13 protein-coding genes and 2 pseudogenes are annotated in these 12073 nt (G+C 39.3%); 9 read left to right on the top strand and 6 right to left on the bottom strand.

Annotation, left to right across the window (positions count from 1 at the left end; all coding sequences use genetic code 11):
* Positions 1 to 110: 110 nt before the first annotated feature.
* Positions 111 to 311, top strand: a pseudogene (locus tag FN831_RS28270) (helix-turn-helix domain-containing protein); the annotation flags it as partial.
* 123 nt (positions 312 to 434) lie between these two features.
* Entirely contained in the window at positions 435 to 899 is a 465-nt protein-coding gene (locus FN831_RS28265; protein WP_262711886.1) for an AraC family transcriptional regulator, read from the top strand.
* A gap of 39 nt (positions 900 to 938) precedes the next feature.
* On the opposite strand, the pseudogene FN831_RS15825 reads toward FN831_RS28265, so the two are convergent.
* Positions 939 to 1172 (bottom strand): annotated as a pseudogene (locus tag FN831_RS15825) (helix-turn-helix domain-containing protein); the annotation flags it as partial.
* Positions 1173 to 1523: 351 nt separating this feature from the next.
* Between FN831_RS15825 and FN831_RS15820 the strand changes: the two are divergent.
* From FN831_RS15820 to FN831_RS15810, 3 genes are read left to right on the top strand one after another with little or no spacing between them, the layout of a single operon-like run.
* Complete coding sequence (locus FN831_RS15820; protein ID WP_142529145.1) at positions 1524 to 1931, top strand: hypothetical protein; 408 nt, start codon at positions 1524 to 1526, stop codon at positions 1929 to 1931.
* Positions 1928 to 2839, top strand: coding sequence for a hypothetical protein (locus FN831_RS15815; RefSeq protein WP_142529144.1), 912 nt, complete (start codon positions 1928 to 1930; stop codon positions 2837 to 2839). Before FN831_RS15820 ends, FN831_RS15815 begins: the two co-directional genes overlap by 4 nt.
* A gap of 2 nt (positions 2840 to 2841) precedes the next feature.
* Entirely contained in the window at positions 2842 to 3360 is a 519-nt protein-coding gene (locus FN831_RS15810) for a DUF6705 family protein (RefSeq protein ID WP_142529143.1), read from the top strand.
* 51 nt (positions 3361 to 3411) lie between these two features.
* On the opposite strand, the gene FN831_RS15805 is transcribed toward FN831_RS15810, so the two are convergent.
* On the bottom strand, positions 3412 to 3561 hold the full coding sequence (locus FN831_RS15805) for a DinB family protein (RefSeq protein WP_142529142.1): 150 nt from the start codon (positions 3559 to 3561) through the stop codon (positions 3412 to 3414).
* A gap of 360 nt (positions 3562 to 3921) precedes the next feature.
* Between FN831_RS15805 and FN831_RS15800 the strand changes: the two genes are divergently transcribed.
* Positions 3922 to 5391 (top strand): alpha/beta hydrolase-fold protein, encoded by a 1470-nt coding sequence (locus FN831_RS15800; protein ID WP_142529141.1) that lies wholly within the window; start codon positions 3922 to 3924, stop codon positions 5389 to 5391.
* A gap of 6 nt (positions 5392 to 5397) precedes the next feature.
* On the opposite strand, the gene FN831_RS15795 is transcribed toward FN831_RS15800, so the two are convergent.
* Positions 5398 to 6138 carry a hypothetical protein gene (locus tag FN831_RS15795; RefSeq protein WP_142529140.1) on the bottom strand — a complete coding sequence of 247 codons (741 nt, stop codon included), beginning with the start codon at positions 6136 to 6138 and terminating at the stop codon, positions 5398 to 5400.
* A 686-nt stretch (positions 6139 to 6824) separates the two neighbouring features.
* Here FN831_RS15795 and FN831_RS15790 point away from each other — a divergent pair.
* Positions 6825 to 7409, top strand: a complete 585-nt coding sequence (locus tag FN831_RS15790; RefSeq protein ID WP_142529139.1) for a hypothetical protein — start codon at positions 6825 to 6827, stop codon at positions 7407 to 7409.
* A gap of 200 nt (positions 7410 to 7609) precedes the next feature.
* On the opposite strand, the gene FN831_RS15785 is transcribed toward FN831_RS15790, so the two are convergent.
* From FN831_RS15785 to FN831_RS15775, 3 genes are all read right to left on the bottom strand, one after another.
* A complete protein-coding gene (locus FN831_RS15785; protein ID WP_142529138.1) occupies positions 7610 to 8140 on the bottom strand; it encodes a DinB family protein in 531 nt (176 codons plus the stop codon).
* Between the two features lie 21 nt (positions 8141 to 8161).
* Positions 8162 to 8683: a YbhB/YbcL family Raf kinase inhibitor-like protein gene (locus FN831_RS15780; protein WP_142529137.1), complete on the bottom strand. Its 522-nt coding sequence runs from the start codon at positions 8681 to 8683 to the stop codon at positions 8162 to 8164.
* A 94-nt stretch (positions 8684 to 8777) separates the two neighbouring features.
* A complete protein-coding gene (locus tag FN831_RS15775; protein ID WP_142529136.1) occupies positions 8778 to 9644 on the bottom strand; it encodes a helix-turn-helix domain-containing protein in 867 nt (288 codons plus the stop codon).
* Between the two features lie 580 nt (positions 9645 to 10224).
* Here FN831_RS15775 and FN831_RS15770 point away from each other — a divergent pair.
* Entirely contained in the window at positions 10225 to 10869 is a 645-nt protein-coding gene (locus FN831_RS15770; protein ID WP_142529135.1) for a Crp/Fnr family transcriptional regulator, read from the top strand.
* A gap of 776 nt (positions 10870 to 11645) precedes the next feature.
* Positions 11646 to 11951, top strand: a complete 306-nt coding sequence (locus tag FN831_RS15765; RefSeq protein WP_142529134.1) for a hypothetical protein — start codon at positions 11646 to 11648, stop codon at positions 11949 to 11951.
* Positions 11952 to 12073: the final 122 nt, after the last annotated feature.

Here is a 12073-nt window from a genome sequence, read left to right as displayed (position 1 = left end):
AACGACTTAAAGCCTTCGGCGACTTCTTCCTAGGTGGAGGCTGACCGCCTCCACCTAGGAAGAAGTGGTGTTGACACAGTTCGCTTTACACTCCCTGCTTTTCGCCCTTTCATTTTCACAGGGTATTCAAGGCGATTACAAACGAAACACTAAATGCTTACATTGTTAGAAAGAGAATCGAAAAAGTGGCCTCTGTTCTGATGCATAAGCCGGAAGTAAGTATCACTGAGCTTTCAGTTCAATTCGGTTTTAACAGTAATTCATCCCTGACACGAGCCTTTAAAAAACATTACCATATCAGCCCGTCTGAATTCCGGAAACAAAACAACAGCAGATTTAGCAAGATTGGTAAAATTGAAAGCAAGAACGGACAAGAGCAGGTAGTCTTTGAGGAATACATTTGCAGCATTGATCATCTAAAAAACTGGATAGAAATGAATGCAAAAATTGAAATCAGGGAAATGGCCAAATTGGAATTGGCTTATGTAACGAGCATCGGTGTACAGAACATTGCACCGGCTTATGACACATTGGTTAAATGGGCAACGCCATTAGGATTGTTAAAGCATCCCGATACAAAAATGGTTACTGTTTATCATGATAGCTTTAAAACCACCAGTCCCGAAAAAGTAAGAATGAGTGCCTGTATTACCTTGACTGAACCTGTAAAGGTTTCCGGGAATATTGGCAAAATCTCCATCGAAAAAGGGAAATTTATTGTCGGTAGTTTTGTAATTGCTTTAAGCGAGTTTGAAAAATCCTGGAATAGCCTTTTTGTGTGGATGGCCGAAAACGGATATCAAAAGGCCGACCGGGATCCTTTTGAAATCTACCACAATGATTACAGGGCACATCCTGAGAAAAAGTGTATTGTGGATTATTACATCCCGGTTTTGTAAGTGGTTTTGTAGGTGAAAAACCATTGTCAACCGCTGTGATCAACTAAAGGACTTTCTAAATTCCAATGGAGATAGCGCTGTCTCCATTTTAAACAATGCACTGAAGGATTGCGGGTGCCCAACACCAAGTTCGTAAGCAATCCCGCTGATTGACAGACTGGTGGCAGACAGCTTTTCTTTTGCTATTTCAATAATCTTATTGTGAATATGCTGCTGAGCATTTTGTCCGGTTAGAGATCTTAATAGATCGCTTAGGTAACTTGGAGACAAGTTTCTAGTTTTTCCTCTATTTCAGGATCCGAAATAATTTAGTAAAAGTATAGTTTCTTTCCTTATTTGGAACCGTTCTAATTACTCTTTATAATTGTAGCTGAGCTGGCCAGCCGATCTATTATAAATTTTAATTCATGTAAAATGATAAACCACTTTAGTACAATTAGGCATGCTATTCTTAATGAATTGGGTAGCAGACATCGTTATCGGTGCTGTGCCTTCATAATCTTAAACCTGATGTATTGCTCCTGCAGCAAAACCGGATTGGACCCTAACATTTCACAATCAAACATTATTAGGCGGGTTCGGGATTTATCCTCAAATGAAATCCAAGAACTATATCAGAAAGCTATGGATAAATTAGGTTCCAAAGCAAAATTCATTGGGTATCCTGAGTGGGAAAAATTGAATAAAATCCTACCACGTGACCAAAAAATACCCATGATTGTAGTCCCATTAGCAGATTATTCTGTCAATAAAAGTTTTACTCAAAGTATGAATCCAAATGGCTATCGTGAACTGGTATTCACACCAGGGGTACATGGTGCAATGAATATTTTTGTGGCAGAAATCCATCCAGACCAAACAAGCGATGTAACCAAAATTGCCAACGAAAATCAAACCTTTTCAGGATACTATTTAACGTATTCGCTTGAAAACAATCTGCAGCAAGGACATCATCGTACAAATGGTGTCTCTGATAAGTTTCTGGAGGTTCCAAACACAATATTTACGAACCTAGAAATATTTAAAAAATGAAAAAAGTACTATTGCTTATATCCATTATCTGTGCTATGATTCATTTTTCGAATGCGCAGCCTCCACAAAGTGATCCTGACGGTTGTCCATTAGATGAAAATGGAAATTTTGATCCAATTCCTGGTCTGCCTCCCTTTTGCCATGCTAAATACGCCAGCACCCCGGGACCAGGTTTCCCGGGAAATCCTAATCCGATTCATTTGAATGAGGTGACGATTTATCCATCTAGTCCAGCTCACCCGTCAAATCCAGCTAATCCCTGGTACCCTTTTATTTTCCTGCCGGTACCAACGCCAACTCCTTCAGCAGCTAATCCATGTGCTGTTTTAGCAACCGCAAATGCTAATGGACAAGTAAGGGCCTGGATTGATAATCTCCGCGCCTCTACTGGGTTAAATTATGAAAAAGGAGTATTATTTTATGGAGATAACCCAATCCCTATTCAGGGTGGGATTGGCCAATCAGGAATAAGTTTCTCCCTATATGACAGAATAAATGGTATGATGCATTCCCATTCTTCGGGAGACCTATCAATTTACTCATTTGATGATCTTGTTACGCTCGCCAAACTGAAATACCACGGGCTAATGAGCGATCCAAATAGTTTTTTCTATGGAGTCTTTACAGATGCTGGAAAAGGCTACATGTTAACTATAGATAACCCCACATTGTTTACATCATTTGCATCCACTTTTGCTTTCATTAACCCCGGTAGTAATCCACTTTCCTTATTCTATGAAGATGACTATGTCAATTCATCCAATACACCAGCTCAAAATCTGCAGAACTTTCTGCAATTTTTAGATCAAAACAATTCGGGACTAAAACTTTTAGAGTACGACAGTACAAATAGAACCTGGACTCCGAAAAAATTAGTTAATAATTCAGTTACACCAAACCCTTGTTAAATATGAAAAATTACAGACTAGTAATAACCTCTTTACTCATCTTATTTACATTAAGTATAAAAGCACAGTTGAAAGATAGAATCATTAATGGCGCGAATGTAAAAAATCCTAGCCTTGAAAAATTCGTCGGCACATGGACTGCAAAAACCGATTCTTTAGAAGTAACTTTTTACTTCCATAAAGAGAATTTTGATTTTAAAAGCTACAAGATGGATTGTATAGTAGGTTTCCACAAATTCACCAATCAAAACCACGTTGTAAGTGATAATACGAATTGGAAAAAGGGAAGTATAAAAGAGGGCCATAATTCGTTTTCAGGAACAAATAGCAAAAATCATGATATATTGACCGGCCATTTTGCCGAAAATCCAACTTCACTCAGATGGAAACTTTCATTTTCAATATCACCTGATAATAAGAAGTTGATAATGACTGCTATTGAAAGTCCTCAATATGGTGTCAATGTAGAAAAAGCGCAGGCTTCGATTTTTCCAAAAAAATTAACATTTATAAAAATGTAGAATACTAACTGGGTTGCCTTATGAAATCTGGCAACCCAGTTCCAATCTCACTCAATCAATGCCTATCACTCGATAGTATGTGAATAAATCTGTCGAACAAAGATCTGTAAACCCTGCCTGGCGGCGCAGCAGCGTTACCAATTGTCCGCGATGGTACCTAGAATGATTAACCATATGCGGAAATATCCTGTAAAATTCCATCTGACCAACTTAACCATTCAGTTTTCTAAGAATAACCTTCTGAAGAACATCTTCTTCAGAATAATCATTAATGGGTAGGCTCTATTTTGTGGTGGCATCGGGAACGCCTTGCGCAAGGAGGCTACATATAGCAAAGATAAAACAGGAAAGAAAGAATAACGTTTTATCAAGCATTCAGTTCAAGGTATCGCAATAGTTCTTCTATTTCTCACGTATCACACCATAGGATTTTTTTATTGCTAAAAGCTAAGTGTTTTGAACCTGCTCAGATCTGATTGCCATTAAATGTGACGCGGCAACTCTGATGATTCAAAGAATCGGTCATAAAACCCTAACTTTGTATCAAATCATCAAGCATTTATGAAAAAATCGATTTTATATGTTTTTTTATTACTTTTTCTTGCATCCGGAGCGTCTGCACAAAAGTTCAGTGTGAGCTTTCCGGATAGCTTATTGCAAGAGCCATTTACAGGCCATGTTTTACTTTATTTTTCTAAAGATTCCAAGACACCTAAAGAAGGCACGGCTGGCCTTGACATATTTCCATGTTTCAGGCTTTATGTGAAAAATGTAAAGCCCGGGACAGCGATTGTGTTTGATGACAAAGCTATTTCTTACCCCGTTCCGCTTTCGGATATGGAGCGGAACAGTTACTACGTTCAGGTAGTTTTTGACCGTAATCTTGGTGGCCGCAGCATTGGCCAGAGCCCCGGCAACCTGTACAGTACTTCGCAAAAAATTACGGTGAAAAAAGATGCTGATCATATTTATGTGCTCAGGGCTGATCAAAAAATTCCCGAGCCTGTATTCAGCAATACGCAATATGTAAAAGAGATCAAGGTGCCGTCGGGTTTGTTAAGTACTTTCCATCACAGGCCGGTTACTGTAAACGCAGCCGTGATCCTGCCGAAAGAATATTACACCCAGGCGCAACGGAAATTTCCGGTCAAGTTTTTGGTTTCTGGCTATGGCGGAGATTACCATCGGTATTCCGGATCACCAAATCCATCAGCACCAATGGATACTACCGCCTGTATCACGGTTTATCTTGATGGAAATTGCCCCCTAGGCCACAGCGCATATACAAACAGCGAAAATAACGGCCCCTGGGGCGATGCGCTTACAAAGGATTTTATCCCCCAACTGGAAAAGACTTACCGCTGTAATGGCGCCAGGTTTTTAAACGGACATAGCAGCGGCGGCTGGACAGTGCTATCACTGCAAACCCGTTATCCCAAAGTTTTTAACGGCTGCTGGTCAAGTTCGCCCGATCCTGTAGATTACCGCAGCTTTCAAAAAGTAGACCTTTATGAACACCAGAACATGTTTTACGGCAAGGACAGTGTGCTTAACCAGACAGGCACGATTGCCGGCTTCTTTCCCTGGTTTAGTATGCGCAATATCTACCAAATGGAACATGTGATCTACCGCGGCGAACAAATGCATTCTTTTGATGCTGTATTCAGTAAGAAAGGCAGTAATGGTGAACCCCTGCGTATTTTAGATTATCGTAATGGTCAGATCGATACAGCAGTATTTGAACATTGGAAACAGTATGATGTTTCTTTATACCTCAGAACCAACTGGGATAAAGTCAAAAACGATCTTGACGGTAAGGTCATGATCAGCGTAGGTAATCAGGACAACTTCTTATTAAACTATGCCGTTAAGTTACTGGACGGAGAAATGAAGAAATTAAATTCTAGCTTCGTTTTCGCTTATTATCCCGGGGATCACTTTACGATAGCCACACCTGAATTTCTTAAAGATGGGAATGGATTTTTGCAAAGAAGATATCAGCAGTGGCTCACGACAAATAAGAAGAAATAATTACAATTAATGAACATTTTTATTGTTAAAACTTTGAATTGTTTTGTAAAGGAGCAAGACGTTATCACCTAAATCGCCAACTTCGCGAATCTGACCATTGATGTCATAATCAATTCGTTTATCTCCTATTTGGCGAATTCGGCCCTTGATATCATAATCTATTCGCTTGTCCCCAATTTGACGAACACGGTCATTGATGTCATAGTCAACCCGATCATCTCCTATCTGGCGAACCCGGTTGTTAATATCATAATCTATTCGTTTATCCCCAATTTGACGAACACGGTTGTTGATATCATAGTCGACCCGATCATCTCCTATTTGGCGAACCCGGTTATTAATATCATAATCTATTCGTTTATCCCCAATTTGACGAACACGGTCATTGATATCATAATCAACCCGGTAATTTCCTATTTGGCGAACCCGGTTATTAATATCATAATCTATTTTTTTGTCCCCAATCTGACGGACACGGCCGTTGATATCATAATCAATTGCTAAACCGTCAATCTCCCTCAATCGACCGTTCAGATCATACTTCACTGGTTTATTGCCAAGGTTGTCAAAAGTAGAAATGCTTTTATTTTGAAGCCTGCCTTCTGAATCTAATCGTACATTCAAGCCGTCCTTTTGAACGATAAAAACATTGTTTTGATCGTTCCCGGAAAGATCAAGCTTAATTGTTTGTGAATAAACAGCACCCGAGAAAATAAGGAAAGAAAATAAAAAGAGGACGGTTTTCATAAGAATTAATTAAAGTGACTTATTGCTTGCCAATAATAATGAAATATAACTAAGTTTCTTAAAACGTTACAGCAAAAACCATAATATAAAAACTGTATAGAATTACAAAACTATACTTTTATCGATTGCTCCAAAAGTTTTGGTATTGATCGGATTGATCCTCGAAACATCCTGTGATTAAGGGCTATAAAATTCCGGCAGAAAAAGCTTCATCTACGGGCTATTTTGAGGGATTATAGGCAAAAATAGGCCCGAACCATCGACCAAATGATTATGAGTCTTGTGGTCATCCTCCGATCAACTACATTTTCCTAAAAAGACTTTACATTCCACGAAACAGATTTATGGGTGAATCTGACCTGATAAAGTATTTAAGAAACCGTCATTCAGTGAAGTCATAAAACATATTCTGTATTATAATCCTTTCTCTAACGCTACAAAAGATGTGAACTGTATCATTATTTAAGTGAACATCACAACTTAGAGCATTACTAAACATCCCCGATGGAAAGCCCTAGTAGACATACGGGCATTTTTAATTAGAATGGATTGAATCAACAGGTTCCAACGCCCAAGATCTCCGGTTCATCAGATAGCACCTAGGTTATTATAATCTCTACAACTAAGATAGTTTATCAATATATTGCAAATCTTATTTAACTTCTTAAAAATTAAAACTTTCCAAAATGAAAAAACTAATTATTATGCTATTTGCAACAGTAGTTTTTGCTGCATGTAGCAAAACTGCAGATGCCCCTATAAGCAATGGACCTGAAACAATAGAACTAGATGTTGTAAAATTAAATAGCTACATAGGACAGCCTTTTGATGCAGTACACAAAAGCCTTGAAAAAAATGCATTAGAAACCACAACACTAAATGGCGAAAAATCATTTAAAGTTATTGCAAATTCAGGTCCACATAACGGTCTATCAGTTGAAATCACAGAGAGAAATAACATCGTATATCTGGTAGATGTCACTTATGATGGAGTGGTTGGTAGCGAAAAAATTGGGGATCCATACGAAATTGAGCTTTGGCGTTATCTGCTCAATAAGGCGGAAATCACTTACGGGAAATCATCTACAAGACTATATGTTAGCAAGCCCACAACAAGGCTTCTTAAGACCGATGAAGAATTGATTCAATTTATTAAAGACAATGGTACTAAGGCAGCATTTAGTGTTACTTGGGACTATACACCAAATATTTTAACAGTAGCGTACACAGATCTTGGCAGACTACTATTTGAATTCAGAGCTGAGTGGTGATATATTCCGTCGCGAGGAAACTCCCGCACTTCTACAGGTGCTTCAGTGTAACAAAGAATTGCAGCTCCACATTACCATCCTAAAGACCACGGCTTCAATACGGGATCATTGCTCAATGCCGCTGCAAAGCATATCAGCCTATATCAACCGAGTCACCAGCTTAGCTTTGTAAAAGGTTACAACATCTACAAATGAAAACTTTATTTACTAATATCGCGTGGTGGTGAGAAGTCAATGCCGATCATCCGATAGTACGTAAATAAATCCGTCGAACAAAGATCTGTAAACCCCGCCTGGCGCAACAGTGTTACCAATTGCCCGCGATGATACGTAGAATGATTAACCATATGAGGAAATGTCTTGTAAAATTCCATCTGACCAGCCTCTCCATCCGGTTTTCTGAAAGTAACATCCTGAAGATAATTTTCTTCAGGATAGTTTTCAATAAAATGTTTCAAGCTCGCTGATGACTCTTTCCAGATCTGTACCAGCTCATCCTTTGTACCATTAAACTCTGCAGACAAATAAACCGGATCAGGCTTGCTCGTCCAGAAGTCGACCCATATCTTCTCCGCACTGGCGATATGAATTGCCGTCTGTTTAATGCTGCTGAAACTACTGTTCAGTACCTGCTCCCACTGCTGATCATTGATTTGGTTTAACCACCCGATAGCTTTTTGATCTGCCCAAATGATATAGTCAGCCAGTTCTGTAAAATATTGCTTGTTCATGTTTTCTAATTGAAATCGTACTTACTTTTTCTGTCCGTAAACCAATAGCGACGCTTTGGCCAGCGTGGCAAAATGCATATTGAAACCTACAAAAGCTGGAGTAGCATTTGAATCCAGTTCCAACTTGCTGCTCAAAGCATAAACTGTAATCAGATAACGATGCGCAGGGCCATCTGGAGGAGCTGCACCTGCGTAGCCGGGAGTTCCCATGTCTGTATTACTTTGCACAGCACCTTCAGGAAGCAAGTTACTTGCAGGATCGCCCGCCCCCGATTGAAGTTCCTGCATATGTGTAGGAATATTAAAAACCACCCAGTGCCAGAATCCACTTCCGGTTGGTGCATCCATATCATACATCGTTACTGCAAAACTTTGTGTTTCTTTTGGGGCATTCTCCCAATACAGCTGTGGGGATTGGTTCTCGCCAGAAAAGCCCATGCCATTAGCGAATTGCTTGTTTGTCAATTGACCGCCAAGCTCATTACTTTTTAGGGTGAAAGTTGGCTCTAATGCCGAGCCAGCTGCTGTTATTGATGTTTCCATAATCTTCTGAATTAGTATTTGAATTGTTATTCAAAGGTATTCTGAAGACGAACAGCGGTAGATAGCCTGACGTTCAAAAAGTATTGTTAAACGTTCAATTTGACAATTGGTATTGCTTGGGCGTTACACCATGAACCTGCTTAAACGATTGGATAAAGCTTGATAGATTCTCATAGCCAAGTTCAAAATAGATCTCGCTAACCTTGCATTCAGCTTGTTTAAGCATCTCGGCCGCTTTCTCCATTCTCCTTTCGAGAAGCCATCTGTTTGGCGAGGTGCCATGGATCCTGGCGAAGCGGCGTTTAAAGGTAGAAAGGCTCATATGGCACAGAAAAGCTAATTCCTCAACTGTCACCGTGTTATAAATATTAGCGGTGATCGCCTGACGGATCAGCAAATCATTATCAGCTTCATAACTGAAATTGCGCAGGCTCTGGATCTTCTCTGGATAATGCTCACTTAGATAAAGCAGCAGCTCCTCCAGTTTCAATTTCTGCATTTCAACGGATGGAGCCTGACCGGAGGAGAGCATAAATCCAAGCGAATCAATAAAGTTGATCAGAAACGCGTCCTTTTCAAACAATAAGAAAGGCACTTCGTTGATTTTTTTATTTGACGCCCCCAGCGTGTGCGGATGACGGAGGAAGAAATCCACTAATAGATTATTGTCAAAGAAGAGCAGAATACTTCTGTAACGGCCACCTTCTGCCGTTATCTTTTCCCTCATCAGGCAATTACCAGCTGAAAGCAGCATAAATTGATCAGGGTTGATTGTTACCTGTGTTTCTGCATACTGAACACTTTTCTGTCCTTCCAGCAAAAAGCTAAACAGATTTTGCCGCAGTTCGATTCTGGCTTTTTTACTCCCTGAATCAGAATTATACCGCATAATTGAAACATGATCTGTTTCATTTTGAGAATGGGCTGTTTGGCTATCTGCAGGCAATATAGACTTCTTCATAAACAAAGTTATAATGATTGCGCTAAAACTCAGCAGGTGATATGGTGCAAAACGCGGATGCCAAATTTGACATCCGCGTTTGCATTATTTTCCTGTTCCTAAAGAACAGATTATGTGGTGCCTGCCCTTCGCGGATCACCCACTCACAGGACTTTTTTTTATCTGGATTTTGTATTACCAATTTAAGAAATTGATTTATCATCTTCCTATTTTAGTTATTAACATTTGATACAAAATGTGGAATAGTCGCTCTGAATGTATCAAATGCTACATCTAACTCACCATTGACATCAATTACCTATGTAGCAAATGTTACGTCACTTTGTAACAAGCGTAACTGTCTTTTGTAAAACACGTTTACAACTTTAAAGAGTATCATGATTAAATTAGTGATACACTACCGAACATGAAGACATCAATTTACAATGATCAAAATGAGGGCATCCACTCTAAGTGGGAGGAGATAGTTTACGACATGCTAGCCATATGCTTTGTAGCATTATTGATTTTCAGATCAATAACTCAAAATTACAGTTTTCGTCGCTTCTCCTCCCATTCTTAACATCTAAATTATAATGCTATGAAAATCCTTGAAAACCATACCGGCCAGGTAAGACTGGAAAGAATAATAAGAAGAGAACTTCTACCTAAATTAGAACTGCTTGCCGCGGGCATATCCCTGCAATTTATAGATTCCCTCATCATCATGAGCGAACTGCGAACCGTCAATAAAGGCCAGTACCTTGAAGAAGCCGGATCACGTGGCGACGGTAACCTGTTATACCTAAATACCGGCATCGCACATACCTTTTATAGAGATAACATTAATGATAAACCGATCATTACAAGGATTTGGAAAAAACATGATATTATCTTCGACCTTGATAACTTTCTGAATTGCCAAAGCAGGCAGGAGTCTACGCAAATGCTTGAAGACGGAGAGTTGTTATCAATCAGCTACCGCAATCTTAAAAAGTTGATGAAGACCTATCCTAATATGGTATCATTCCTGCTTCACCTGCAGGCAGAAAAAGAGCGTCAGTTTATATACTATCAGCACCTGCTAAAATTAAACGTTGAAGAGAAAGTAAGAATTTTTCTTAATGATAACCCTGCGATGATCAACAGGATCAACAATGAATATATCGCCATGCATCTGGGCATTTCACGGAGCAGATTTAGCAAAGCTTATTCAATTTACAAAAGGGGCAATTCGCTTTCATGAGAATTCTACATACTGTATAAAGCCCGATTGATCAATCCTTTTACAGATTTAAACAAATTAGACGGTACAGAAAATACCATCCGCGTAACAAGCTGCAGAGTGGTTGGTGGCCCATCATTTTTTTCAGTGATCCGTTTTACCCGATGCCCATTTATCGGGTAGATTACTGTGTTGCCCAATTCCAGTGAAGGGGACATTCTTCTTTTTTGAAGTTGACATTCTATTTTCTGTTTATGGTTGATTACTGTTTTGGTATTGGTTTGGTATTGCTCAGTATTGGAAGCTATTTGAGTCGATGTTCACACCATGTTGACAGCAGGTTGGCTGCACTTTTAGTGCCTCCAACGTGCTGCCAACATGGTGCCAACACGCCGTCAATCCGCCCCCAATATGATGTCAATACCAACCAGCGTACGAACTATACACGAACAGTGTACGTTCAGTGATCAGGAACCTTTAGGTGGGTAACGGTTATGCGATCCCAGAGGTGCTCTTGCAGATATTAGCAAAACATTTTATTAGCTGAATGATGGCATGCGATTTACTCCTTACTCTGGACTCACTAAGGTATGTCTCCGAGCAAAGTCCAGGCAAGCTTATAACAAAGTGAGGTTATAGGGGGTGTGGGGTCAAAATCTTGAAGATATTGACCCGATTAAAACCTACCTCAGTACTTACTAATGATTTACTCATAAAATTCAATACAATAAAAAGCCGGCCAGATTCAGGATGCGGCCCATCCGTTTTAGCACTGAAAAGGTCGATTTTAAGTTACAGTGAAAGAGTATCAGGAGTACTTCACTGTACGCACGAAGGCTTTACTATATGGCAAAAACGTAGAGATTTCAAATCTGTTTCCTCATCGGCATCCTTTTTTTATCACCCTGAAAAGTGATCCGAAGCTTCATTATATGCTGCCTTCATTCGACTTTGGAATAGACATTAATGACTTTGTGCAGGAAGGTTTCATACTCAGGATTTGTGAAAGTGTATTTGACGGTTTTAAAAAACATGTTTTGGAGAATTTAGCTGTGAACTTTCCTGTGGAATACAAGTTGTTAAAGAAAATTAGTCCTGAATAATTATGAGGTAAGCATTTCCACAAATATTTGGCGGGGTAATAGCAGTAGCAGAATCTATTTTTATGCCCGCCAAATATTTATGGCTATAACCATTAAATTATCCTTTTAATCAGCATAGATTT

It is taken from the genome of Pedobacter westerhofensis (assembly GCF_900182595.1).
Lineage (GTDB): Bacteria > Bacteroidota > Bacteroidia > Sphingobacteriales > Sphingobacteriaceae > Pedobacter > Pedobacter westerhofensis.
Note: the sequence above shows the minus strand (reverse complement) of the source record. Positions and strands in the feature narration are given on the sequence as shown.